We start from the raw sequence: 24602 nt of genomic DNA, 5'->3' as shown, positions 1-24602 counted from the left end.
AACAACAGGAGTGATTGGATGTTTAAACGAATACTGGTTGCCGTCGATGGCTCATATTCTGCATTAAATGCGTTAGATAAAGCGATTGAGTTGCAACAACTCACCCATGCTGAGCTCTACTTATTGTGTGTGTTTAAACATCACAGTTTGTTTGAGGCATCACTATCGATGGTTCGCCCCGATCGGCTGCAGATCCCAGACCAGACCCTGAGCGAATACGCCCGCAATATTGTTGAGCAAGCCAAACAACATGCAGTCGAAAACGGTGGCGAGAGTGTGCGCGGATTTGTCAAAGGCGGGCGCCCTTCCAAAACCATCATCAAGTTTGCGAAAAGCAAAGAGGTGGATTTGATTGTGATGGGCGCGCATGGCACCCACTCAGACAAAGACGGTATGTTTCTCGGCAGTGTCTCCCATCGTGTGGCAGGGCGGGCACATTGTCCCACTATGGTGGTTTAATCACCCGTGATGGCGTTTTCCGCGCGTTGTAACGCACACTCGATCATCACAACAAGAAAAAGGCCAGTATCGAAAGATGCTGGCCTTTTTTATCACTGTTCCCAGCGCTTTTATTGCAGGTGGAAATAATGACTATTCAGTACCAAGTGAACACCAATAGAGGCAAGGTAACCGAGCATGATCACCGGTGCCCATTTTAGGTGGCCAAAAAAGGTGTATTTGCCGTGGGCTTGTCCCATCAAGGCCACCCCGGCCGCTGAGCCTAACGACAACAAGCTACCACCAACACCCGCCGTTAACGTCACCAATAGCCAGTTACCGTGCGACATATCAGGGCTCATGGTTAATACCGCAAACATGACCGGAATGTTATCCACCACCGCAGATAAAATCCCAACCAGTGTATTCGCCCAAATAGGATTCCACTCGAGATACATCACATTCGAGACGAGCGATAAGTAACCAATCAAGCTAAGGCCGCCAACACACATCACGACCCCATAGAAGAAAAGCAAGGTGTCCCACTCGGCATGGGAAATGCGGCGGAAGACATCAAAAGGCACCACTGACCCCAGTCGACGTAATGCCGCTTCGTCATTCTTCGCCTCAGCGATAGCACGTTTACGCGCTAACGAGCGCGGCAGTGTGCGGCGCAGATAAAAACCAAAGAACTGCAGGTAAGCCAAGCCCATCATCATCCCCATCACCGGCGGGAAATGGATAAAGCCATGGAAAGCAACCGCCGTGGCGATAGTGAGCAAGAACAAGACCATGATGCGACGAGCGCCGCGTTTGAGCTCGACATGCTCTTGCATCACATCCGGTTGTGTACGTGGGATAAATAGCGACATGATAAAGGCGGGGATCACGTAATTGACCACAGACGGAATAAACAAGGCCCCAAATTCGGCAAAGGTCACTTTGCCCGCCTGCCACACCATCAAGGTGGTGATGTCGCCAAAGGGACTAAATGCACCGCCGGCGTTTGCCGCCACAACAATGTTGATACAAGCCAGATTAATAAACCGAGGGTTATCACCGCCAATTTTTAGCACAATGGTACACATCAACAGTGCAGTGGTAAGGTTATCCGCCACTGGCGAGATAAAGAAAGATAAGATCCCAGTAATCCAAAACAGGCTTCTCAAATCGTAGCCTTTACTCAAAATCCACGCTTTCAAGCCATCGAATAAACGCCGTTCTTCCATCGCCGAGATATAGGTCATGGCCACCAACAAGAACAGCAATAGCTCGGCGTACTCCAACAGATTGTGCTCTAGCGCGGCATGCGCTGGTGCCATATTGCCCCATTGAGAGTAAGCAAAACCAATGAGCAGCCAAATCAAGCCAGCCGCCAGCAAAACAGGCTTCGATTTTCGCAAGTGAAGCTTTTCTTCTAGCATCACTAAGCTGTAGGCAACCGCAAAGATTGCCAAAGACGCATAGCCCACCCAAGACTGAGTTAAATCCAGCCCTTCTCCTGTCGTAGCGGCAAAAGCCGTTGGCGATACCATTGCCAACGCCGCAACCAAACGCTTCATCCTTGAGCCTCCAAATTTTGTTTCCTTACTTGTGATATGACAATTACGTCGTGTTAATCAGCCTGTTTCCGACTGTTTATTGACCGACCACCCGCCATAGAGACAAATCGCGTCGCCTCGGCGTGGTGACACATTTCTCACCATTAAAAGACAGTTTAAAAAGCGTGCTCTGTGGCAATCGTGCAATGTATCAATTGTTTATTTTGCACGGATAGGTCACCGCAGAACAAAAGCGAACATAATATTAACAAATATGGCGTTAACGTCTATTACTAAGCGCGTTTCAACCGCAAAAAAGAGGTGACATGGGTTACTGTCAAGATTAATAATATCAACTTACTAGTTGGTAATCGCTGTCATAGTCAGCAAAAATCGACTAGATTTAAATAAAAAGTGAATGATTTTAGTCATCCTCATTGAAAAAAACCAAAAAATAACACTTACACAACATCGCAAACGCATCATTGCTATCTTGCTGGGATGCATAGTTCGAAGAAGGGAGTCACTATGAAAGCACCTAAACTCGCGGCCATCGTCTGCGCGGCTGCGCTGTCAGTGGGAACGACCACCTCCGCCCTGGCTGAAACGGCGCGTGTCGCCGTCTCTCAGATTGTGGAGCACCCGGCACTTGACGCCGCCCGCAATGGTCTATTGGATGGGCTAATTGCCAAGGGTTATACCCAGGGCGAGAATCTCGATTTTAAATATCAAACTGCACAAGGTAACCCCGCTATTGCGGTACAAATCGCTCGCCAGTATGTCGGCGAACAGCCGGATGTACTTGTCGGGATTGCGACGCCCTCTGCACAAGCACTCGCGGCCGCTACCCGTGATGTGCCAGTGATTTTCACCGCCGTGACCGACCCTGTCGGCGCTAAGCTGGTCAAAAACATGGATGCCCCCAGCGGCAATGTGACAGGTCTTTCTGATCTTTCCCCTGTGGCACAACACGTCGCACTGGCCAAAGAACTTTTACCCAACCTTTCCTCTATTGGCGTGGTGTACAACCCGGGCGAAGCAAACGCAGTGACCTTAGTCGAACTTCTCAAAGAAGCGGCGCAGCAGCATGGGATTAAAGTGGTCGAAGGGACAGCACTAAAAAGTGCCGACGTCCAGTCTGCCGCACAAGTCGTTGCGACACAGTCTGATGTGATTTATGCCCCAACAGACAATACAGTCGCCAGTGCCATTGATGGCTTAGTGGCAGCGGCCAATTCAGCCGGCAAACCCGTCATCGGCGGCTCCACCTCTTATACCCCTAATGGTGCCGTGGTGGCATTAGGCTTTGATTACTACTCGGTTGGCGTACAAACCGCAGATTATGTTGCCGCAGTGCTGGAAGGCAAACCGATTTCATCATTGCCAGCTAAAGTGGCGGAAGGGTCAGACCTTGCTGTCAATCGCGCAGCGGCTAAGAAACTCGGCCTCGAGGTGCCTGCGTCTATCTTAGATCGCGCCTCACGCATCGTAGACTAGTTTGTATCAGTCTTGGAGTAGTAAATGACTGCAATTGCGTTCTTCGGCACCTTAGAGGTTGGGCTGATCTATGGCTTGGTCGCTCTCGGGGTCTATCTGACATTCCGTGTTTTGGATTTTCCTGATCTGACCGTTGACGGCAGCTTCCCAATGGGTGCTGCCGTCGCAGCAACCATGATCGTCGCTGGCTATAACCCATGGCTAGCGACGGCAGTGGCTATTTTGGCCGGGGGGATCACTGGGCTCGTCACCGCTTTTTTGACCGTAAAATGCGGCATCCTCAATTTACTCTCGAGTATTTTGACCATGATTGCCGCTTTCTCTATCAACATCCGTATTATGGGGCGCCCCAATATCGCTTTGCTCGGGGAAGAAACCATCCTCACCCCGTTCGAATCACTCGGGATTGCCCCAGCCTATCTTCGCCCCTTAGTGGTGGGCGTATTAGTGATTATTAGTGGCCTCCTCGTCATCCGCTTATTGGCCAGTGACTTCGGTCTTGGGCTACGTGCCACCGGGGTCAACGCACGGATGGTGAAAGCCCAAGGTGGGAGTACCGCGATGTATACCTACTTTGGTCTTGCGCTATCCAACGCCTTTGTCGGCTTTGCGGGGGCACTATTTGCGCAAACCAATAGCTTTGCGGATGTAACCTCTGGCGTCGGCACCATTGTGGTGGGGCTCGCTGCGGTGATATTGGGACAAACGCTCATCCCTGGGCGTAAAGTCTGGGTAGCCGTTATCGCGGTTATTTTAGGCTCTATCCTCTATCGTCTCGCCGTCGCATTCGCGCTGTCGAGTGGCATGTTTGGCTTGCAAGCCTCTGATCTCAACTTGGTGACCGCGGTACTGGTTGCCGTTGCGCTCATTGCGCCTAAAATGCGCCAGCAATATCAAAAGTCAAAACGTGCGAAACAGGCGGAGGTGTCAGGATGATCTCGCTTAACAACATTCAAGTCACCTTTAATCCTGGGACCGTGCTGGAGAACCGCGCGTTACGAGGCGTTAATCTCACGATTCCTGAAAAAGAGTTCGTCACCATCATTGGCTCCAATGGCGCGGGGAAGTCGACCTTGTTGGGTGCAGTGACAGGTGAAACCCCGATGATTGGTGGTCAGGTCATGATTGACGACATCGATGTGACGAAAAAAGCCGTTCACCAACGAGCCACCCTCGCCGCTCGGGTGTTTCAAGATCCACTCGCGGGTACGTGTGCCTCGTTAACCATTGAGGAAAACTTAGCCCTAGCCTATCGGCGTGGAAAAGGCCGGGGCTGGACGCGTGCGCTTGGCAGTAAACGGCGTCAATTATTCCAAGAGCGCATTGCGATTTTGGGGTTAGGGTTAGAAGATAGGCTCGGTGACAGCATCGGCCTGCTTTCAGGGGGCCAACGCCAGGCGGTAAGTTTGGTCATGGCAACACTGTCAGACAGTAAGCTCTTACTGCTTGATGAACACACCGCAGCGCTGGATCCACGTATGGCCGCATTCGTGATTGATTTGACCAAAACCATCGTCAATGAGTTTAACCTCACGGCGATGATGGTCACTCACTCAATGAAAGATGCCTTGGCCTGTGGCGATCGCACCGTGATGTTACACCAAGGCAATATTGTTCTCGATGTGCACGGTGATGAACGCAAAAATATGGATGTCCCGCATCTGCTGGAAATGTTCAATAAAGTCCGTGGCGAAACCCTTGCCGACGACAGTTTGCTGCTCGGCTAACTCAGCCTTTCACATCAAGGAAAACAGACGGCGCTTATTTTCGAATAAGCGCCCAATTTTCTATTCTTGTTGCCAGATTTTTCGTGATAGCCAGTATTCCATGCTAGGGTAGCGGTATCTTAGTAAGGGACTGACTATGAACATCCAAAGCGTTCTGCTCGCTTTATTGGTCGTACTGATCTGGGGCGTCAACTTTTCCGTCATTAAAGTTGGGCTGGAAACCTTGCCACCCATTTTGTTCTCAGGGTTACGGTTTTTTATCGTCGCCTTGCCGGCGGTATTTTTTATTCCGCGCCCTAAGGTAAAACTGTGGCAACTATTCGCCGTGGGACTGAGCCTAGGCGTCATTAAATTTAGTTTGCTGTTTATTGCCATGCAAGACGATGCATCAGCCGGCATCGCTTCCCTACTTTTACAGTCACAGGTCATTTTTACTATCGGGCTAAGCGCTCTGGTGCTTAAAGAGCATGTTACCGTGCCGCAACGCATCGGACTTATCGTGGCTTTTTCCGGGTTTGGGCTATTTTTTGTTGCCTCTACGGGAAGCGCGACACTCACGGGCGTGGCGATGATTGTTGCCGCTGGCTTTTTCTGGGCAGTCGCCAACATGGTGATGAAACAAATGCCAGGCGTTAACCTGATGCATTTTATGGTTTGGGTGAGCTTAATCCCACCGCTACCACTGTTTGCCCTCTCGTATTGGTTTGAGACCCACCAGCCTATTGCCTTGTTGCAAGCCACACCGTTATCAGGTTGGGTCTCTGTGGCCTACGTGGGTTACTTGTCGACGTTAGTTGCATTCGCTATCTGGGGGTGGTTGCTCAACCAGCACACCTCAGCCTCGGTCACCCCGTTTGCGCTATTGATCCCAATTGTCGGTATGGCGGCAGCGTCAATCGGGTTGGGAGAAACCTTATCGATGATTGAGTGGGTTGGCGCGGCCTTGATTGTCTCTGGCTTGAGCCTGTCTGTGTTGGGTCGGCGCATTGGTCGCTGGTTGGGACTAAAAGCGCGTGCCAGACCTACTTCTGCGCTGTAAATGATTTGCCCGGCCACCACTGACTCAGCAGCCTGCCACCGAGTGACGGCTGATACCGCCAGCAGTGATCAAACATGGCCATTAGGCTGGGGTTGCCATATTTGGACAAGCTTACGGCATGAAAGCGATTGTGGTTGGCTTTCAGTGCCTCAACCTTGTTGATCATCGCATCCGATTGCTTAGGCGCGATAAAGTCTGACACGACCACCAGATCGGCGTTTTGATAGCGATCGCTTTCCATCAGGTTGAGCGCTTTATCAATGACTGGCGTCATATCCGTGCCGCCATGAAAACGGTAAGAGAGAAAGCTCATCGCCTCTTGCAAACCGCGCTCACCGGTTAACTCGTAGCTAATATGGTCCGTGGAAAAGAGCATCACGTAACAGTCTCGGTGCTCAGTGGCGGCAATACGCATCAACACATACGCGAGGGCTTTAGCACACTGCTCTGGAAAACCGCTCATGGAGCCAGAGGCATCCACCGCAATGATAAACGGCCCTTTCTTTTTTTCAGGCATAGATTGACTAGGCGCGTGCGTCTCCACTTTTTTACGACGGTAGGCCTTACCAGAAAACTGATAATTGAGGAGCTGTTTGTCTACCAGTTGCTTGTAAAACACTACTTCAAGCGCCGGATCCGCGAGCAACACGGCTTCATTGGGCAACAAGCGATCAACCCGATCACTTTGGCAAATCCCCGTGATATCGTCCGGCACATCCACCTGACGCTCTGGTTTGGTTTTCAGTGTCTCAGTGGGCTGTTGGCTTGGCCCAGAAAGATTCACCTGATTGGCCATGCGCCCGAGTTGTTCCGCGATTGCCTGAAGCTCTGGGTTTTTCTCTAGAAAAGCAATAAACCGTTTAAGCAAGGTGACGTCTTGCTGAGAAAGAGAGCTCGCCGCCATATCCCACAGCCGCCCCACTTTGCTGATATCGCCCGACTGGTCAACGCCATCCATTTGCTGATAGGTTGAAATCCGGCGGTACAAATCTTCCAAGAGCTTTTGTTTTTGCGCCTCAACACTGTCGGACTGATTTTTTTGTATTTCGGCTTTTAAATGCGCGTGCCATTTATTGCAAAAGTACGACTGAAACATGGGATCGGCGTGCTGAGCTTGATGGGCGGCGAGCTTTTCCGCCTGCGGATAGAACGAAGAAACCGATTTTAATTGGCTCAGTAAAGTATCAATCTCTTTTTCAAACGCGCGCGCGGTTTTTTCGGTGGCCTGCTCGTAGTATTGAATTTCTTGCTTCAAGGAAGCTGACAGCCCTTGCTGCACCAGCTTGCGTTTCGTTTGCCCTCGCCAGCGCTGAAGCTGTTTTTTTACGGCTCGCTTAATCGCTGGGCTTCGTTCCGTCAACACGAGTAACTGGGGGTGAGACATCAACTCTGTCATCGCCGCATCCAGTAACCCAGACTCCGCGAGCATCAACCCCATGTTCAAGCTCTCAGCACTCAGCATGGCTCGCTCCTGAGAAGAACTCACCTAAGCGCGCTAAACGATTAACTTGACGCTCTAGGTTATCAATCTGCGTTTTTACCTCATGTTCCACATCCACCAAACTCGCTGATGCGATTTCCAGCAGATCCGGTTGCGCAAATAAATGCGGTAATCCGGCATTGAGTTGACTGCGCGCGCGACGAATTAAAAACTGCGCATGCTGCAATTGTTCAAGCGCATGATCGGTTTGTTGCTTCCAATCTGCTAGCTGCGATTCGCTCGGATCGTTAACCCCCACCAAAGCCATAGGTACAGGTCGATTAGCGATATCTTTAATGACCAAGGCGTGCTGCGCATCCCACTCTAACGTGAGCCGGCACAGATGATTGTTTTTATTCACATAGCCATACAAGTCTGTGCTGCCTGTTTTCAACTTTTTCTCAATGTCGGCCGCATCGAGATACACCCAGCGACTGTCACCTTTTTCTTGCTCTGAAACCGATGGGTTGGCCCGAAGTAGGACAAAACGAACCAAATCTCGACTTTGGTTGACCGTGAAGCGAGGCGACTGACTCACGTCAATCATTGCTTTGCGCGTGAGTCCAGCGGTGGCCGTATCTTGTCGATAGGTCAGCGCCTCAGCCGTATCTTGCTCAATCTCTTCTAATGCCACTTTGACGTCATCGATCAAGGCGAGTACTTCTTGTTGATCGAACAGCACTTCTTTGGCAAATGCCTGCATTACCGTTTGCACCACATCGCGCGATTCTGGGCTATGCCATAGGCAGTCTTCCAGTAACAATAAGTCCAGTGGCGCGACTTCGTCACGACCATTGAAAAAAGCGGCCGCTTTTAGCAAACGCACTGCCTTTTTCCACCGGCGATCCGACACGTAAAGCTCACTTGGGTCGAATTGTGATTGCTCACTGCCGGCATTTTCTACCCGTTGTTTTAGGGTGTAGAGTTTTTCGAATATCGCATCAGGCAGATCCAGTGTGGGAATAATGGTCTGCCAATGCTGATATTCTTGATGGCTAATTTTCAACTTATCGGCCACCGTTGCCTCATCCTGGCTGGGCTCGGTAAGCATCAGTTTGAAGTTTTTCTTCTCTTGGATCCGATTGACGAACACTCGTAGCAACATGCGATCGTACAAGGCATCGAGCCCACTGTCCGGCTCGGGTAATTCGTTGGACGCTGTCACTAATAAACGCATAGGAACAGGATAAACATGCTCGCCATTTTTAAAGGTGCGTTCGTTGACCACGGTCAGCAAGGTATTGAGGATAGCCGGCCCTGCTTTCCATATTTCGTCCAAGAAGACAACGTCGGCGTTAGGCAAATAGCCATCGGTCAAGCGTACATATTTGCCCTCATCTTTCAGCGCCTGAATCGAGAGCGGGCCAAATACTTCTTCCGGCGTGGAAAACCGGGTCATCAAATACTCAAAAAACTGGCTGTTATCAAACGCCTCGATCAATCGTTTAGCGATATAACTTTTCGCAATCCCGGGCGGGCCAAGTAAGAAGATACTTTCACCGGCAAGCGCGGCCAGCAGACACATCTTGATGGTATGTTCGCGCTCGTACACCCCACTGGAAAGCGCATTGATGAGGCTGGCTATACGCTCAGGTAGCAAAGCACGTTGACTGACGGTGGCAAGATTTTGAGACAAGTGATACTCCGATTTTCATCGCTATACAGGGTATTTTGTGCTTGAWAACCACGAAGCGCTTGTTGATTAATCATGGCAAGCCAAGCGCTATTTGCCATTAACCAGCTGACCAACTGCACAAAAAACACACTATTATGTAAACTAATATTAATTAATATATCGATATATCATTAGCGCACTTGTCAGATAGTGACATAGATCACTCTCAAGTCAATCTTGCGACACCCCTTCTTGTCATTGCTTGATAATTAACCTGCTTTCACTACGGGCCAGTGTGAGTGGCCACCCCACTCAGTCCATGATCCATCGTAAACCGCCACAGGGTAGGCGAAGTAGTGCTCAGCCACAGCGGCCAAAATGCACGCGGTAACCCCCGAGCCACAACTTACTACGTTAACCCGCGTATCACTTAAGTGGGGTAACACGGTCGATCGCGCTTCACGCTCACTGATCACAAAGCCTCGTGGGTCGGTCAACGTGGCAAAGGGAAGATTCGTGGCGCCAGGCATATGACCACTACGAATCCCCTCTCTCGGTTCAGGGGCGTTGCCATAAAAGCGTGTTTCAGGACGAACATCAATCACATTCATCACGGCGAGTTTGTCTGCCAAGGTGGCACCATCCATGTAGCGGTACGGTTTAAACTGCGTCTGATAGGTCGCTTCGACACGTGGCTGCGGCGGGGTATTATCAATCAGCCCCTCTGAGGCCATCCATGCAGGTAACCCACCATCTAGGATAAACACATTTTGATGACCCATCACTTTACACATCCACCAAGCACGCGCCGCTGAAAACAATCCTTGGGTGTCATACACCACCAGGGTATCTTGCGACGCAATGCCTAATGCGCCCATATGCTGGGCGAAGCGCTCTTCATCAGGCAACATATGGGGCAGGCTAGACGTGGGGTCTTTGATACGACTGTCGAAGTCAAAAAAAACGGCCCCCGGAATCCGACGTTGTTGCCACTCTTGAACGCTATCCCTCGACACATCAGGCATAAACCAACTGGCGTCGACAGGGATCACGGTATCGAGGCGCTGAGCCAGCCATTCGGCGGTTACAAACACTGACATTTTGACGGTTCCTTTTCATCGTTGATTGACGGCTTACCACTCTTTCACAAGATATTGACCTTTCTCATCTGGTGTCAGCCTGCGTTTTTACTCATACTGAGAGCCTCGCATTGAAGATGCAACTAAATGAGGATGTGAATGACACCGTCTCGCGTGATCAGTGGCACTATTTTACTGTTTCCCACTTTGCTATTCGCGCCTAGCACGGCCTTGGCGGCTGGCTTTGGATTAACGATTGAAAACGACAGCCCATTAGGGGTCGACAACCAATACACCAGTGGTGTTTATGCGCATTGGCATGCGGATTGGTCAGATGATCTCACTCGTGCGTCTGTCACGCCTATTCGTTGGTTTGCCGAGCAACTTCCGCTCAACGAGTCGGCAAGGCAAGGCTGGAGTGTGGATATTGGGCAAATGATGTGGACGCCCAATGATATCGAATTGAAAAAACCTCAACCCGATGAACGCCCTTATGCAGGGTTGATATTTATCGAGCCCGGTATCTATCAGCAGACGCCAGAACGGGTCGATAAGTGGTCACTGATGCTTGGTATGGTTGGTCCCGCGTCACAAACGGAAGAAGGGCAGTCTTATGTGCATGATGTCATTGACTCTCCCGATCCTAAAGGCTGGGACTATCAAGTGGAAAATACCCCGGTGGCACAGCTTGCCTATGAGCGGCACCAGCTTTTACACCGTAGCGAGCATCAAGAATGGGGAGTGACTGGACGTGCGGATATTGGCAACTTCCGTAGTGAGCTGTCAGCAGGCCTTAGCTACCGAGTGGGGCTGGATCTCGCCAACACGTATGGAGGAATCAGTTATGAGCCCGGCCGGCACCTCGATAGCCGCTTATTTGAAGCCAGTGAACAAGGTGCCTTCTTGTATACGGCTATCCAAGGTCGCTACCGTGCCAATGACATCACCATCAATGGCGATAAGCCGCCAGAAAATGCAGACATCGATATGACGCATTGGCAAGCCAGTGCCGCAGCTGGGGTAGCGTTTTATCAACCTCGCTGGGGCACGGATATCAGTGTCGTACTGCATACCAAAGATTATGAACAAGCTATCGATAACACCTACAGTTACGTGTCTTGGACAGTGCACTATCGCTATTAGCGATAGTGTCATTCCCTTTTCCATTATCTTGAGGGAGCCGCCGCCGTTTTCGCACTACGCGGTAGCGCCAATTTATCGGAGAATTTCATCCACAACAAAGACGCGAGAATCATCGCAATACCCAACCATTGCAGCGGTTGTAGCGTCTCATCAATCCAGAGTACCCCCAGGGTTACGGCCGTAAGCGGATTGAGGAACATGATGATCGACTGACGATTGGGGCCCAGCACGGTAATTGAGCGAATGTAAGCCCAATAGCCAACGGCGGTATTCAGTACGATTATCCACGCTAGACCTGGTAAAGCGTCTAGTGTTGGCGCTTGCGGCGGCCCAGCCAAGCCCCATGCAAACGGCACGAGCATCACGCCACCAAGAACTAACTGCCATGCGGTCAGACCAAAAATATCTTTCGCTTCCCATCGCTTCATCCACAATGTTGACTGCGCGACAAAGAAGGTTGCTAATAGCATTGCGCCCGCTCCCACCCAATCGATGTCTGTGGATGGATTCAGCAACAATCCCACTCCCAATAGCCCGAGTACTGCCAAGCTAAGCAGCTTAGGCTCTGGCCGTTTTCCTTCGGTTAACCACTGCAACAGCATCAGAACGAGCGGTAAGGTGGCTCCTAACGTCCCCGCCACCGCGCCCGGTAGTCGATATGCCGCGATAAATAGCAGTAAAAAGAAAGCAGCAATATTGAAAAAGCTCACTGCGAGCATTCTCGGCAAACTCAAGGGTAAACCACGGCGACTGATCAACAGCATTAAGATCCCTGCAGGCAGCGCCCGCCAGACCGCCATCCAGTAAGGGGAAAGATCCCCCAAGTACAATGCAACCGCCGAATAAGTACTTCCCCAAAAAATGGGGGCGAGAATCGCGATGAAATAATGCATAACCTGTCTCCATTTATCTTTATGTGAAGATAGACTAGCCGACACATTGATCAACATCAAGTATCTTTATTGAAAGATAAATAGTTGAGGGCGAACTTCGCCAGCGCAATGAAGTGGAGCTGCTATGCTTATTTATTGGTAAAACAGGGGGATACTAGAATGATTAATACCGAAAATGCCGTCGTTTTGTTGATTGATATACAAGGTAAGCTGGCGCAAAAAGTGGTGGGTAGCGAGGAATTACACCAAAAAGTGGCCCAATTAGTGCGCGGTTGCGAACACTTCGATGTGCCTGTCGTTTGGGTAGAACAACTGCCTGAAAAGCTTGGTGCAACAACGTCGGCGCTCGCCGACCTCATGCCAAACAACACGCCCGTTGCCAAACACACCTTTAGTGCCTTTGCCGAGCCTCGTGTAGCGCAGACATTGCGTTCACTGAACCGTAAACAGGTGATTCTTTGCGGCATTGAAACACATATTTGTGTGTATCAAACCGCCTGTGATCTGCTTCGCCATCACTACCATGTGCATCTTGTCACGGACGGGATGTCATCCTGTCATCCTGCACACCATCAAAGTGGCATCGCAATGATGCAGCAGCATGGTGCTTGGATCACCGTGGTCGAAGCCTTGTTGTTTGAGTGGCAACAACATGCAGGGGGGTCGGACTTTAAAGCGTTTTTGTCACTCATCAAGTAAGCACTCAGTAGATCTCTAATGATTGATATCACGTAGTAGTGGTCATAATGCGCAAATTTCGGATCTGCAAAACGGCAAAGTGAGACTGATGCCTCATTTTGCCTCCTAACAATTTAATTAGTGGTCTAATATTATTTGGGACGCATGTTTGAAAAGGAAAGGAAGCATATGTACAAACGACTACTCTCAGCCGCTATTCTCTCGCTCTCGGCATTACCGGCCAGCGCAGATGACCACCACTGTGGCAAAGTCACTATCGCCGATATGAATTGGAATTCTGCTAGCCTGATTGCCAACATCGATCAGTTTATTTTAGAGCATGGCTACGGCTGCGATGCCGAGCTTGTCCCTGGTGATACCATGCCAACGGGCACCTCGATGATTGAAAAAGGTGAACCCGACATTGCTCCCGAGTTTTGGAGTAACTCGATGCGTGAAGGCCTGCAGCGCGGTATCGACGAGGGTCGAGTTCGCTACGCCGGTAGTGCATTTGTTGAAGGCGGCGAAGAAGGGTTTTGGGTTCCACGCTACATGGTCGAAAAACATCCTGAGTTGAAGACCATTTCAGGGATCAAAGCGAATGCTGATTTATTTCCTCATCCAGAAGATGCCTCCAAATCCGCTTTTTATGGCTGCCCCGCGGGCTGGAACTGCCAAATTACCTCAGAAAACCAGTTTGAAGCTTTAGAGTTGGCTGACAGCGGCTTCGAAATTGTCGATCCGGGCTCTGGTGCAGGCCTTGCAGGTTCAATCGCCAAAGCCTACGAACGAGAAGAAGCGTGGTTTGGCTATTATTGGGCACCCACTGCTGTGTTGGGCAAATATGACATGGTAAAAGTGGACTTTGAGACAGGAACAGACGTACAGCACTACAAGGACTGTATTACCTCGAACGATTGTATGAACCCGCAAGCAACCATGTATCCGGCGGCTGACGTTGATACCGTGGTAACAGAACGCTTTGCCACTCGCGCCCCCGAAGCGCTGACTTACTTGAAAGAGCGTGGCTTCACCAACGATCAAATGAATGGCTTACTTGCCTGGATGGAAGAAAACCAGGCCGATGGGGAATATGCGATGACCAATTTCCTCATCAATCATGAAGACATTTGGACCCAGTGGGTACCCAGTGACGTCGCTGAAAAAGTAAAAGACGCCCTGTAACGTTGAAACAGCCAGCGCAGAGCTGCCGCTGCGCTGGCTCTCCTTAAGCAGTATAGGAACAATAACAATGGCTGATTCATGGCTAACGGAAGTGCCAGAAATGAGCAGGCGTGATCTGCTCGCTATTCGACAAACACTCGACGGCGCGTATCGCGACTTCTCCCGCGAATATGGTGAAGGTATTGAAGCCTTCTTTGACCCCCTCCTCCACTTTCTAGTTTGGTTCGAAGACTTACTCCTCGCCACACCTTGGTGGCTGGTGATTGCCGTACTTGCCGGTATTGCATACCTCGCCAGTCGCTCTTGGAAGCTCCCCACGGCTGTGGTTGTTTCTTTCACCCTGATTGCCTATTTGGGTATGTGGGAAGATACCATGAGCACCATGAGTATCATTTTAGTGTGTACACTGGTCGCTATTGGCGTGGGTGTGCCGATAGGCATTGCCATGTCCAAGTCCAATCGTACCCAAGCCGTGGTCACGCCGTTACTGGATATTATGCAAACCATGCCCGCCTTCGTGTATCTCATCCCAGTGGTGATGTTGCTGGGTATTGGCAAGATTCCCGGGGTGATCGCGGTGGTTATCTATGCGATTCCTCCGGTGATTCGTTTGACAAACCTGGGGATCCGGTTAGTAGACAAAGATGTGTTAGAGGCAGCTACAGCCTACGGCGCCAATGGTTTTCAGCGTTTATTCCAGATCCAGCTCCCCCTAGCAATGCCAACCATTATGGCAGGCATTAACCAAACCATTATGATGGCACTGGCGATGGTGGTCATTGCCTCGATGATTGGTGTTTCGGGCCTTGGACAGCCTGTACTTAAATCGATTACTAACCAATACTTTACCTTGGGCCTTCTCAATGGTCTCGCCATTGTGGTGATTGCGATTATTTTCGATCGTGTGTCTCAAAGCTACGCCAAACGTTCCCAGCAGCATCTCAAAGGAGGCGATCATGACTAAGCCAGTCCAGGACACCTTAATTGAGATCCAAGGCCTATATAAAGTGTTTGGCGACCACCCGCAAAAGGTAATGCCTGCGGTCAAAGCAGGAAAAAGTAAAGATGCCTTATTACAAGAAACAGGGCATACCATTGGACTCAGTGATATTAATCTATCCATTCGCCGCGGTGAGGTCTTTGTGATCATGGGCCTGTCGGGCTCTGGAAAATCAACCTTAATTCGTCATTTCAATCGCTTGATTGATCCCACCGAGGGTGAAATCCGCGTCGAAGGCACCGATATCATGAAGCACTCGCAAAAAGAGTTGCAGGCGTTTCGACGCCATAAGATGTCCATGGTGTTTCAACGTTTTGGCCTACTCCCTCACCGTACAGTGAGAGAAAATGTTGGATTTGGTTTGCGAATCCAAGGAGAGGGAAAAGCGCAACGCGATCAAAAAGCGGAACAATGGTTGTCGACTGTGGGTCTTGACGGCTACGCCGATCAATATCCGGCACAATTATCTGGTGGGCAACAACAACGTGTCGGCCTTGCACGCGCCCTCTGCACGGATGCAGAAATTTTGCTAATGGACGAAGCATTTTCTGCCCTTGACCCCCTCATTCGCAGCGAGATGCAAGACCAGCTGATTGAATTACAGGAAAAATTGCACAAAACCATCATTTTTATCACTCACGATCTGGACGAGGCATTGAGGCTTGGTGACCGTATTGCCATTTTACGTGATGGTAAGCTCGTACAAGTCGGAGAGCCTGTCGATATATTGCTCCAACCGGCCGATGACTACGTCGAGGCTTTCGTGAAAGACGTCAACCGTGCTCGCGCATTAACGGTCGAAACCGTGATGCAGCCACAAATCTGTCGTATCAGTGCCAACACGATTGGCGATGCGATTCAGCAGATGCGTCAGCAAAAGGCCAACTATGGCTATTACATCACAGAAGAAGGCTATCAAGGCACCCTGAGTCAAAAAAACCTCAGTGACAAAGATCCAAACGGTGATATCGAGGCAAGTCTTCTCGAAGACGTGCCTGCCATTGAGCAAGACTCGTTATTGGAAACCGTCATCCCAGATACGTTGGAGTCAAAATGGCCGCTACCCGTCTTTGATAATCAAGGCGAGCTAATTGGGCACCTCTCACGGCAAACAGTGGCCAGTATTCTCAGTGAAAGTGGCCACAAACACGCAGGCGCACCTGACGACAAAGACTCAACGAAAAAAGCCAGTTAGCCAATAACGCACTCTCGCTGACTGTGAACGCGTCCCGCTCAGGCGGGGCGCTTTTTTGTTGTCGCGCTTTTCTGCACCATTTTTCAGCCTCGTCACTGACGCTATCCGCGTCATGTTCATAAAAATGAACAGTGATTTCACTCGCAAATCACATTACTGAGACATCTGTCATTCTACTGAAACAGTGGCTCCTTAAGCTGCGGCGCATATTTAGATTAGGCAGTTGACAGGAAGTACCATGAGCGTAAGACAGCGGTTATTGATCGCCTTCACCCTCTTTATCGCCTCGACCATCGGACTCGGTAGTCTCGCACTTTGGATATCGGCTCGCTCCGCGGATGCCTCAGCCGAATATGTAAATCATCAACTTCCCGAAGTATGGGCGCTTTTAGCTCTTGAGCGTGATCACCGCGACCTCGTCAATCTGTCGCAAAAAATCAAAGCACAAGTCTTATTCTGGAACGAGATCACCCCTGAGTTTGAAAAGCTTCAACAACGCTATCAACAGAGCTGGCAAGCGTTGTCACAGTATCCGTCTTTGTCGGACTGGCGTGCCGAACAGCTAGAAGGTAAAAAGAAGTTCGACCAATACCTCACCAAGCTTGCTAAAACGGTCGACAGTAAAAGCTTTTACGATGCTGGGCGTCTCGTGGACTTTGACCTCTACCCTGCCGTTGACCCCATGTTAGCGGCCATCAACGAAAAGCTGACCGAGCGTCAAGATAACGCGAAAAACTCTGCCGGCGCGCTTATTACCTTTTTGCACCAGCAATCGAACATCGTCTATGTCGGTTGTGGGATCACACTATTGCTGGCCTTAGTACTGATGACTTGGCTACGAAAAACCGTGGTGGTGCGCCTGGATCATATTGCCACATCCCTGACGGATATCGATAAGCGCTCCGATCTCTCCGTGCGTTTATTCGATAAGTATCAGGATGAAGTCAGTGCCGTCGCTCGGGCATCTAATAACCTGCTCGATAAGTTCAGTCACTTTGTCACCGATATACAATCGCGGACATCAGCGCTTGATCAACAGTCAGATACCTTAGACCAACAAAGCACGCAAGTGGCGACGATTAACGAGCAAACACGGCAAAACGTTAACGATGTCGCGCAATCCCTGACCGTTATGGAAAGCGCAACCACAGAAATCGCCAACGCCATTCATGATACCCGTGAGTACATCGGCAAAGTCTCTCAGGACAATGATGAAATTCAAACGCAAATGAGTGCGACAGAAGCCTCAATTGCCCATAGCGTCAAGGTGGTGGAAAACGTGTCGAGTACTATGGCAACCTTGAAACAAACCAGTAACCAAATTGCCGGCGTCATGGATGTGATTGAGGGCATTGCAGAGCAAACCAATTTGCTGGCCCTCAATGCTGCGATTGAAGCGGCACGCGCTGGTGAGCATGGGCGAGGCTTTGCCGTCGTCGCTGATGAAGTGAGAAGTTTGTCTCAACGCACAGCACAATCAACTGGCGATATTCGAAACTGGATCAATGACTTACTCGGCCAAGTTGATACCGCCAATAATCTACTAACGGAAACACAGTCAGCCAGTGCCGACAATCAGCAAGCCAGTGTCCGACTGCAGGGCTATTTAGGCGAGATGCATACCACTTTCCAAGGGCTTGAACAACTCAGCGCGGAAGTTGAAGCAGCCCTGGGCTCTCAGCATAAAGAAATTGCTCACCTCACCCAGCAGCGTCGCGCGCTCAAACAAGGTAGCCAATCACTCACCGAGGCAATCGATACCACCAGTAATGTCAGTGGTCAGTTAAGCCACCAATCCAGCGCGTTGACGCAATTAACTGACCAATTTCAAACCTAATAGCTTGATGTGATAAGGGCGCTTCGCGGCGCATCGAGGACGCCCCTTTTTCACAGGGGCTATGTGGATTAGACATTATTAATGCGTGCGAAACCGGCCGCCAGATCGGTAATCAGATCGTCAACGTCCTCTAATCCGATATGTAGCCTGACGAGTGTGCCGGAAAAATCCACCTTACCCACAGGCCGGATGCGATTGAGTTGCTCTGGCTGATTGGCCAACAACAACGACTCAAAGCCGCCCCATGAGTAAGCCATACTGAAATGCTGCAAATGATCACAGAAAGCGTCCAATTGCGCATCAGACAAACGCTGATCAAACACAAACGAAAAGAGCCCATTGCTGCCTGTAAAATCTCGCGCGAAATAGCGGTGCCCAGGACAATCTGCAAATGCAGGATGGAGCACACTGGCTACTTCGGTTTGCTCGTTCAGCCAATTGGCTACCTGTAACGCATTATCCTGATGCTGGGCAAGGCGTACATCCAAGGTTCTCAATCCGCGAGCGGCTTGGTAAGCGGTATCAGGATCGACCGTTTGTCCCATTAAATAGGCGCGCTCGCGCAAGGTCGGCCAGCAGCGCGCATTGGCAACAGCGGTACCTAGCATATTATCCGAATGACCAATAATATACTTGGTCCCAGATTGGATCGAAATATCCACGCCTTGCGTTAACGGTTGATACAAGCGACCTGCTGCCCACGTGTTATCCATCATGATAATCGCATCTGGCGCTCTTTCTCTTACCGCTTGAACGATTGCCGGCGTATCGTGCACTTCCATGGTGTAAGAACCTGGTGACTCTAGAAACACAACGCGTGTATTTGGCGTAATACGTTGACCAATCTCCGCGCCCTCGAGAGGATCAAAATACTCGGTCGACACCTGCATATCGGCGAGAATTTTCTGACAAAAATCTTGAGTCGGCTCATACGCTGATCCTGAGACCAAAATGTGGTCACCTGCTTTTACAAACGCGAGAATACTGTTTGCGATGGCCGCCGCACCACAGGGAAAGAGTGCACACCCCGTTCCTTGCTCAAGCTCGGTCATGGCATCTTGAAGCGCAAAATGGGTAGTGGTTCCGCGTCTGCCATAGAACAAGGTTTGCTGGTGACGGTTGGCAATCGCGTGCTTTTTCTCGGCTAATGTATCAAAAACAATTGAAGAGGCGCGCTGTACGACTGGGTTGACCCCACCAAGGGTATAGGCTTTGCGGCGTCCGGCATGTATTAGCTGCGTACGACTGTGTTTCTTTTCCATCGTTCACTTCACTCATCCTAGATTGACTGACTAATAGCCTACGGATTTACATAAAGGCAGTAAAGACATTTAGATGGCCAAATAAAATTTTATGACATCGATTTGGCTATATGTCATAGCGCTCAGCACTAACTCGTTCAGCCTATTGATACCCGTGTTGACTATTGTTTACAGTACTAAGTAGATCACAATTTCACCATTCTCTCCTAGCACTACCATAAAAACGTATATACATTGTATATCTAAAAGATAGGCGAATTAGCATGGCGAAAAAAGAAAAAACAAAGAAAGATAGCCAGTTACTGATAAGAATCAATAGTGAGCAACGGGATGCATTCTTAGAGGCCTGTGACGAACTGGATACGTCCGCAGCACGGGAAATACGCCGATTTATTAAACAGTTTTTAAAAGACCACGAAACGAATAAATCATCGTGATCACACTTGGGGTGGACATGCCGGCCCCGTCCACAGCATTGAAGCTGTATTGCAGTGGCAAACGCTTCGGCAAATCATCAATAAGGAGAGAAACCATGGCAAAAGCGTCAAAAAAAGATTTGAAAAAATCGATTAAGAAAGCAAAAGCGAAAGTTGCAAAACAGGAAATTAAGCTGAAGAAGCTCAAAAAGCAACTAAAAAAAGCCTAAATCACAGGCTGATACGCAATAAAAAAGCTCGGCATTGCGACCGAGCTTTTTATTTTTCATGCCATCAACGTCTATTTGTCATGACGAGATACTGAGAGTGTCTCTTACTCCGGCAATATGGGCTCGACCGTAAATCGTCCAACATCAACACCCACGACCTTGACCTGTTCGCCAGCCAGCAATGTACAATCACCGGCGGCCGAGCTGAGTCGCAGTTGCCAAGTGACGCCTGAGTATTTAATCGTCGAAGGTTGCTCTCGGCTCAACGGCTCACTGAGCGTCAATATCAACCCGATAAAATCACTATGACGATTATCCGGACGTCGTCCGCCGCGTTGTAGCTGTTTAAGTGGGCGCCACAGCATGGCAGTTAACAAGCCTGCACCGATCCCAGTACTGCTAAATAACGCCGTAACGGTTTCTGGTACAACACCGACCATCGCCAACAGTCCCACCAAAATGGCAGCAACACCGGTTGCTAATAAAACAATGGTCGATAAGCCAAGCAGCCACACTTCGACGGCTAACAGTAACAAGCCCACAATCACGGTTAATTCTGCGAGGTAGATACTCACACTAAACATCCTGTTTTACGCTTTGCTCTTATTGAGTGTATCAATAATTGTCATCGCTTCTGCAACCACATTCGCTGCACCCGTTCCAGAATCAGGTAACAGTACGACTGAGGACTCTTTGGCAATCGCCTGTTTCGCCTTGATCGCTTTTTCTGCGAGCTCCAACTGGATGGCTTTTTGGCCTTCCTCTGTTATTGCTCGTGTCCCTACGATTTCAAGTGCTTCGGCTTGCGCCTCGGCAACCGCGATAATGGCTTGCGCCTCACCTTCCGCTTGCAAGATTTGCTCAGATTTCTCTGCTTCCGCCGCTAAGACTCGGGCCTGCTTTTGACCTTCAGCAACGTTGATATCCGATTGGCGCGCCCCTTCTGACTCAAGAATAACCGCACGCTTCTCTCGTTCAGCCTTCATTTGACGTTCCATGGCATCGAGAACAGAGCGAGGTGGATCGATATCCTTGATTTCGTAACGCAGCACCTGAACGCCCCATGGCTGAGCGGCCTCATTGATGGCAGAGACAATCGCGGTGTTTAAGCTTTCGCGCTCTTCAAACGTTTTATCCAGCTCCATTTTACCCACTTCACTACGCATGGTGGTTTGCGCAAGCTGAGTCACGGAGTACACATAATCATCGACGCCATAGCACGCTTTATACGGATCCAATACCTTGATGTACAAGACACCGTCGACAACGAGCGAAATGTTATCTCGCGTGATCGCGGATTGACTGGGTACATCATATGCTTGTTCTTTTAATGTTCTGGTATAACCAATACGATCGATAAATGGCACGATGAAATTGAGACCCGCTTCCATCGTCTTGTAATACTTACCAAATCGCTCTACAACATAAGCCGTGTTTTGTGGCACAAACTTAATCGCACCGCGTAGTACCACGATCACTAAGACCGCCAGCACTACCCAGACGCCAATAAAACTCGACGTTTCTAAAAAAATCGTATCCATGGAGAAGCCCTATCACTGCGGGTCACAATCATGACTCGCATAAACAAACACAAACGCGCGCACACAAGTGTTTACGGCGTTACTCATCGCATTTTATGATACGTTATTGTCAGCATAAAAAGACATCATCCAACGGATAATTTGACACTCCTCGCAATCTAGATCGCTTTTCTATGAGGCTCTTTGCGTCGATACAACACAGTTATCAGGCCATGCTCTCATTTTCACAACAAGCTCACACAAAGTTGCCTTTTTCATCCGCAAAATAGATTTACCTCACACTCTTTTGGGTGTATTCTCGATAGTGTTCAACCGTGTTGGTTGACGAACTATTGGTCGTAGACACACCATGTTGCAACCAATAGTGAACTGACGCGCAAATAACGCGTGGTCCTGTTGAAGCTGCTTGGCAGCTTCGATAATCGGAAATTTATGCAGCAATTGAATATAGATACATCGAAACACCCTACCGCTAGGCTGGAAAGTTAGTTGTCCTGAAGATATTCGCTACATTTGCCCATAGAGTCGATTAACGGCACTCGCGTCACTGCAACACCTAGTTAATATATTCAGGAGACACCATGTCCAAAGCTAATGGTTCCGTTAAGTGGTTTAACGAAGAGAAAGGTTTCGGTTTTATCCAGCAAGAGAACGGTCCAGACGTATTCGTTCACTTCCGTGCTATCGTTGGTGAAGGCTTCCGCACACTAGCAGAAGGCCAACAGGTTGAGTTCGATATCGAGCAAGGTCAGAAAGGCCCACAGGCTGCGAACGTCGTTCGTCTGTAAGCCAAACCAAATTTAAGAGAAAGGCGCCCAGTTGGGCGCCTTTTTTGTCGCTATCATTTGTGCTTTAGTCTACCCCATCATTTTTAAGCGAAACCTCATCAAGGTCGCATTCCTTTCACACTCGCTATAGACGCTCTTGCCACCATCCACTAGGCTGAAAACATAGACATTGTCAGGAGGACGTATGCTATCTCCGTGTTTAATTGTTGACGATCATGAAATGATTCGTGACACCATTGGATTGATGGCCCAAGCACTTGGTATTAAGTCGGTGATCACGGCCGCAGATGGTGCCGAAGCGATATCAAAGGCGTACCATGAAGAGCCCAATCTGATCATTACCGACTTACAAATGGATCCCATTGACGGGTTGGAAATGTTACGCCTCATGCGAAGCGGCCGCTATCATTTGCGTCATGACACGCCCATTATCATTTTAACCGCTAACGCATCTCAGGCAGTGATCAGCGAGTGCATTCGCTATGACGTCGATGCTTTTATGGTTAAACCGGTGAAAAAACAAGATCTAGAAAACCGTGTCAAGCAGCTCTCTAAACAGACCAAAGCTAAAAAGCCCCCCAAATTTTACTTTGAGATGTATCAGTCAGACCCCGCCAAATCAACGGATTTTGAGCATAACGGGGCCATCGTCTTTACCGAAGAAGAGCAGCAGAAAATAGAAGGCATCAACGAGCCACAAGGCGAAGCGCAACCTGGCCTGACGTCAAAAGAGCCATCCATGCCCTCACCCAAGGGAGAGTCGAAAGATCGAAAATTCATTCGATGGCAAGAAAAGTATACAGTGGGGGATCCATCATTGGATGAGAGTAACAAGCAACTGCTCTCTATCATCAACGATACGTATGAGGCCATTGCCTATCACCATGAGGACGAGACTAAGACGGATTTTGAGGCCCTCGCGCAACGCTTTCGTGACTATATCGACACTCACTTTCAGCTAGAGGAAGATATTCTCGAAGCACGCGCCTACCCCAAATACAAAGAGCATGCTGCGATTCATCAACGCCTCGCCCGGCAAGCGCAATATGTGCTGCTACAGTGCCAAGCCGACCCAGAGCTATACCGCTCTGAATTCTTTAAGTTTTTGCGTTATTGGTGGATTCACCATGTCGTTCGTGAAGATACTCAGTATCGCGATTTTTTACTGCAAGGTCCTTAATACGTGAGAGTGTACCTACATTGTCTTCCAAGACGGCCTTTCTAGGGCCGTCAGGCATACCTTCAGCCCATCCCCTCGATGTGGGAACCTGCCCACATCTTTAGGCCAGTAAATGTTACTCCTCAAAACACTTACTTTCACAAAAAATTTAACAATAAATAAATTCATATATTTCATAAACTTAATTATAGATGACAAGTCCAACAGTAAAATCTGGGGTTGATAAACCAAATTCATCGCCTATTATATAAAACGAATTCGTTAGAGCACAAAACAATTATGTGGCGATCAAAAACGACAGACACGGCAGTACTTGAATCCAAGGTACGTGACCGTAAACAGACCCAGACCAACACGAAGTTTGTGTTTCGTAAGCCAGCCATCAAGGATGGCGGCAACATCTATCGATTAATCACGCAGTGCCCACCGTTGGATGTGAACTCCGCTTATTGCAACTTCCTACAGGCGACACACTTTAAAGAGACCTGTGTTGTTGCAGAGCGAGAGGGTGATGTACAAGGCTTTATCTCGGGCTACATTCGCCCTGAGCAGCCAGACACCTTTTTTGTCTGGCAGGTTGCAGTGTCACCCAAAGCACGTGGTGAAGGGCTTGCCCTCTCGATGATCGAAGCGCTGATGGCACGTAAAGTCTCAAGCAATATTCGCTTCATTGAAACCACAATCACAGAAGACAACGCCGGATCTTGGGCGCTGTTTAAAAAGGTAGACCGCCTCTACGGTACAGGTGGTCAGCGCTCCGTGTTCCTCGACGAACAGGAGCATTTCAACGGTGAACATGACACCGAATACCTTTTCCGAATTCCACTCAAAAAATAAC

Annotated in this window: 23 protein-coding genes; 15 read left to right on the top strand and 8 right to left on the bottom strand. The window is 49.5% G+C overall.

All coding sequences use genetic code 11. The annotated features are described in order from the left end of the window. The first annotated feature begins 18 nt into the window (after window positions 1–18). Entirely contained in the window at window positions 19–459 is a 441-nt protein-coding gene (locus BZG23_RS11830; protein ID WP_046075962.1) for a universal stress protein, read from the top strand. Between the two features lie 110 nt (window positions 460–569). Here BZG23_RS11830 and nhaD read toward each other — a convergent pair whose 3' ends face one another. Beyond that, window positions 570–2000, bottom strand: a complete 1431-nt coding sequence (gene nhaD / locus BZG23_RS11825) for a sodium:proton antiporter NhaD (RefSeq protein WP_046075963.1) — start codon at window positions 1998–2000, stop codon at window positions 570–572. A 507-nt stretch (window positions 2001–2507) separates the two neighbouring features. Here nhaD and BZG23_RS11820 point away from each other — a divergent pair. The 4 genes from BZG23_RS11820 to BZG23_RS11805 all read left to right on the top strand — a co-directional run bounded on the left by BZG23_RS11820 (window position 2508) and on the right by BZG23_RS11805 (window position 6242). Next, window positions 2508–3476, top strand: a complete 969-nt coding sequence (locus BZG23_RS11820) for an ABC transporter substrate binding protein (protein ID WP_046075964.1) — start codon at window positions 2508–2510, stop codon at window positions 3474–3476. Between the two features lie 24 nt (window positions 3477–3500). Continuing rightward, window positions 3501–4412, top strand: coding sequence for an ABC transporter permease (locus BZG23_RS11815; RefSeq protein WP_046075965.1), 912 nt, complete (start codon window positions 3501–3503; stop codon window positions 4410–4412). Further along, entirely contained in the window at window positions 4409–5203 is a 795-nt protein-coding gene (locus BZG23_RS11810) for an ABC transporter ATP-binding protein (RefSeq protein ID WP_046075966.1), read from the top strand. The genes BZG23_RS11815 and BZG23_RS11810 overlap by 4 nt, the downstream gene beginning before the upstream one ends. A 136-nt stretch (window positions 5204–5339) precedes the next feature. Further along, window positions 5340–6242 (top strand): EamA family transporter, encoded by a 903-nt coding sequence (locus tag BZG23_RS11805; protein WP_077579283.1) that lies wholly within the window; start codon window positions 5340–5342, stop codon window positions 6240–6242. Here the strand turns inward: BZG23_RS11805 and viaA are convergent. The 3 genes from viaA to BZG23_RS11790 all read right to left on the bottom strand — a co-directional run bounded on the left by viaA (window position 6226) and on the right by BZG23_RS11790 (window position 10437). Then, window positions 6226–7704 carry an ATPase RavA stimulator ViaA gene (viaA, locus tag BZG23_RS11800; RefSeq protein ID WP_077607050.1) on the bottom strand — a complete coding sequence of 493 codons (1479 nt, stop codon included), beginning with the start codon at window positions 7702–7704 and terminating at the stop codon, window positions 6226–6228. The genes BZG23_RS11805 and viaA overlap by 17 nt on opposite strands. Then, complete coding sequence (locus tag BZG23_RS11795) at window positions 7691–9358, bottom strand: AAA family ATPase (protein WP_046075969.1); 1668 nt, start codon at window positions 9356–9358, stop codon at window positions 7691–7693. Before BZG23_RS11795 ends, viaA begins: the two co-directional genes overlap by 14 nt. Before the next feature lie 248 nt (window positions 9359–9606). After that, window positions 9607–10437, bottom strand: coding sequence for a rhodanese-like domain-containing protein (locus BZG23_RS11790; RefSeq protein WP_077607049.1), 831 nt, complete (start codon window positions 10435–10437; stop codon window positions 9607–9609). A 138-nt stretch (window positions 10438–10575) separates the two neighbouring features. Here BZG23_RS11790 and BZG23_RS11785 point away from each other — a divergent pair, with 138 nt between their 5' ends. Then, window positions 10576–11559 carry a lipid A deacylase LpxR family protein gene (locus BZG23_RS11785; protein ID WP_077607048.1) on the top strand — a complete coding sequence of 328 codons (984 nt, stop codon included), beginning with the start codon at window positions 10576–10578 and terminating at the stop codon, window positions 11557–11559. A gap of 23 nt (window positions 11560–11582) precedes the next feature. On the opposite strand, the gene BZG23_RS11780 is transcribed toward BZG23_RS11785, so the two are convergent. Then, window positions 11583–12452 (bottom strand): DMT family transporter, encoded by an 870-nt coding sequence (locus tag BZG23_RS11780; protein ID WP_077607047.1) that lies wholly within the window; start codon window positions 12450–12452, stop codon window positions 11583–11585. Between the two features lie 159 nt (window positions 12453–12611). On the opposite strand from BZG23_RS11780, the gene BZG23_RS11775 reads away from it, so the two are divergent. From BZG23_RS11775 to BZG23_RS11755, 5 genes are all read left to right on the top strand, one after another. Then, a complete protein-coding gene (locus tag BZG23_RS11775) occupies window positions 12612–13151 on the top strand; it encodes an isochorismatase family protein (RefSeq protein ID WP_108743732.1) in 540 nt (179 codons plus the stop codon). A 168-nt stretch (window positions 13152–13319) separates the two neighbouring features. Further along, window positions 13320–14315, top strand: coding sequence for an ABC transporter substrate-binding protein (locus tag BZG23_RS11770; RefSeq protein WP_077579279.1), 996 nt, complete (start codon window positions 13320–13322; stop codon window positions 14313–14315). A gap of 67 nt (window positions 14316–14382) precedes the next feature. After that, window positions 14383–15279: an ABC transporter permease gene (locus BZG23_RS11765; protein WP_046075974.1), complete on the top strand. Its 897-nt coding sequence runs from the start codon at window positions 14383–14385 to the stop codon at window positions 15277–15279. Continuing rightward, window positions 15272–16510 carry a quaternary amine ABC transporter ATP-binding protein gene (locus tag BZG23_RS11760; RefSeq protein ID WP_077607045.1) on the top strand — a complete coding sequence of 413 codons (1239 nt, stop codon included), beginning with the start codon at window positions 15272–15274 and terminating at the stop codon, window positions 16508–16510. Before BZG23_RS11765 ends, BZG23_RS11760 begins: the two co-directional genes overlap by 8 nt. 238 nt (window positions 16511–16748) lie before the next feature. Beyond that, window positions 16749–18347, top strand: a complete 1599-nt coding sequence (locus BZG23_RS11755) for a methyl-accepting chemotaxis protein (RefSeq protein WP_077579276.1) — start codon at window positions 16749–16751, stop codon at window positions 18345–18347. Window positions 18348–18415: 68 nt separating this feature from the next. On the opposite strand, the gene metC is transcribed toward BZG23_RS11755, so the two are convergent. Continuing rightward, the gene (gene metC / locus BZG23_RS11750) at window positions 18416–19609 is read right to left on the bottom strand and encodes a cystathionine beta-lyase (RefSeq protein ID WP_077607044.1); all 1194 of its coding nucleotides are present in this window, start codon (window positions 19607–19609) and stop codon (window positions 18416–18418) included. A gap of 263 nt (window positions 19610–19872) precedes the next feature. On the opposite strand from metC, the gene BZG23_RS16665 reads away from it, so the two are divergent. Continuing rightward, a complete protein-coding gene (locus BZG23_RS16665) occupies window positions 19873–20046 on the top strand; it encodes a hypothetical protein (protein WP_167369758.1) in 174 nt (57 codons plus the stop codon). A 313-nt stretch (window positions 20047–20359) separates the two neighbouring features. On the opposite strand, the gene BZG23_RS11745 is transcribed toward BZG23_RS16665, so the two are convergent. Both BZG23_RS11745 and BZG23_RS11740 read right to left on the bottom strand, forming a co-directional pair. Beyond that, complete coding sequence (locus tag BZG23_RS11745) at window positions 20360–20830, bottom strand: NfeD family protein (protein ID WP_369795717.1); 471 nt, start codon at window positions 20828–20830, stop codon at window positions 20360–20362. A gap of 15 nt (window positions 20831–20845) precedes the next feature. Further along, complete coding sequence (locus BZG23_RS11740) at window positions 20846–21796, bottom strand: slipin family protein (RefSeq protein ID WP_046075979.1); 951 nt, start codon at window positions 21794–21796, stop codon at window positions 20846–20848. Between the two features lie 581 nt (window positions 21797–22377). Here BZG23_RS11740 and cspE point away from each other — a divergent pair. The 3 genes from cspE (at window position 22378) to ectA (ending at window position 24601) form a co-directional block, all read left to right on the top strand. Then, window positions 22378–22584: a transcription antiterminator/RNA stability regulator CspE gene (gene cspE, locus BZG23_RS11735; protein ID WP_025744354.1), complete on the top strand. Its 207-nt coding sequence runs from the start codon at window positions 22378–22380 to the stop codon at window positions 22582–22584. A 184-nt stretch (window positions 22585–22768) separates the two neighbouring features. Then, complete coding sequence (locus BZG23_RS11730) at window positions 22769–23764, top strand: bacteriohemerythrin (RefSeq protein WP_046075980.1); 996 nt, start codon at window positions 22769–22771, stop codon at window positions 23762–23764. A gap of 279 nt (window positions 23765–24043) precedes the next feature. Beyond that, on the top strand, window positions 24044–24601 hold the full coding sequence (gene ectA / locus BZG23_RS11720; protein ID WP_046075982.1) for a diaminobutyrate acetyltransferase: 558 nt from the start codon (window positions 24044–24046) through the stop codon (window positions 24599–24601). The last annotated feature ends 1 nt before the right edge of the window (window position 24602 follow it).

It is taken from the genome of Salinivibrio sp. ML290 (assembly GCF_001995695.1).
GTDB lineage: Bacteria > Pseudomonadota > Gammaproteobacteria > Enterobacterales > Vibrionaceae > Salinivibrio > Salinivibrio siamensis.
This window is presented reverse-complemented; position numbering and strand designations above follow the sequence as displayed.

Bases quoted from the DNA above. Each gene is read 5' to 3' on its own strand.
- BZG23_RS11830 (WP_046075962.1), top strand. From the start codon at position 19: ATGTTTAAACGAATACTGGTTGCCGTCGATGGCTCATATTCTGCATTA.
- nhaD (WP_046075963.1), bottom strand. From the start codon at position 2,000: ATGAAGCGTTTGGTTGCGGCGTTGGCAATGGTATCGCCAACGGCTTTT.
- BZG23_RS11820 (WP_046075964.1), top strand. From the start codon at position 2,508: ATGAAAGCACCTAAACTCGCGGCCATCGTCTGCGCGGCTGCGCTGTCA.
- BZG23_RS11815 (WP_046075965.1), top strand. From the start codon at position 3,501: ATGACTGCAATTGCGTTCTTCGGCACCTTAGAGGTTGGGCTGATCTAT.
- BZG23_RS11810 (WP_046075966.1), top strand. From the start codon at position 4,409: ATGATCTCGCTTAACAACATTCAAGTCACCTTTAATCCTGGGACCGTG.
- BZG23_RS11805 (WP_077579283.1), top strand. From the start codon at position 5,340: ATGAACATCCAAAGCGTTCTGCTCGCTTTATTGGTCGTACTGATCTGG.
- viaA (WP_077607050.1), bottom strand. From the start codon at position 7,704: ATGCTGAGTGCTGAGAGCTTGAACATGGGGTTGATGCTCGCGGAGTCT.
- BZG23_RS11790 (WP_077607049.1), bottom strand. From the start codon at position 10,437: ATGTCAGTGTTTGTAACCGCCGAATGGCTGGCTCAGCGCCTCGATACC.
- BZG23_RS11785 (WP_077607048.1), top strand. From the start codon at position 10,576: ATGACACCGTCTCGCGTGATCAGTGGCACTATTTTACTGTTTCCCACT.
- BZG23_RS11780 (WP_077607047.1), bottom strand. From the start codon at position 12,452: ATGCATTATTTCATCGCGATTCTCGCCCCCATTTTTTGGGGAAGTACT.
- BZG23_RS11775 (WP_108743732.1), top strand. From the start codon at position 12,612: ATGATTAATACCGAAAATGCCGTCGTTTTGTTGATTGATATACAAGGT.
- BZG23_RS11770 (WP_077579279.1), top strand. From the start codon at position 13,320: ATGTACAAACGACTACTCTCAGCCGCTATTCTCTCGCTCTCGGCATTA.
- BZG23_RS11765 (WP_046075974.1), top strand. From the start codon at position 14,383: ATGGCTGATTCATGGCTAACGGAAGTGCCAGAAATGAGCAGGCGTGAT.
- BZG23_RS11760 (WP_077607045.1), top strand. From the start codon at position 15,272: ATGACTAAGCCAGTCCAGGACACCTTAATTGAGATCCAAGGCCTATAT.
- BZG23_RS11755 (WP_077579276.1), top strand. From the start codon at position 16,749: ATGAGCGTAAGACAGCGGTTATTGATCGCCTTCACCCTCTTTATCGCC.
- metC (WP_077607044.1), bottom strand. From the start codon at position 19,609: ATGGAAAAGAAACACAGTCGTACGCAGCTAATACATGCCGGACGCCGC.
- BZG23_RS16665 (WP_167369758.1), top strand. From the start codon at position 19,873: ATGGCGAAAAAAGAAAAAACAAAGAAAGATAGCCAGTTACTGATAAGA.
- BZG23_RS11740 (WP_046075979.1), bottom strand. From the start codon at position 21,796: ATGGATACGATTTTTTTAGAAACGTCGAGTTTTATTGGCGTCTGGGTA.
- cspE (WP_025744354.1), top strand. From the start codon at position 22,378: ATGTCCAAAGCTAATGGTTCCGTTAAGTGGTTTAACGAAGAGAAAGGT.
- BZG23_RS11730 (WP_046075980.1), top strand. From the start codon at position 22,769: ATGCTATCTCCGTGTTTAATTGTTGACGATCATGAAATGATTCGTGAC.
- ectA (WP_046075982.1), top strand. From the start codon at position 24,044: ATGTGGCGATCAAAAACGACAGACACGGCAGTACTTGAATCCAAGGTA.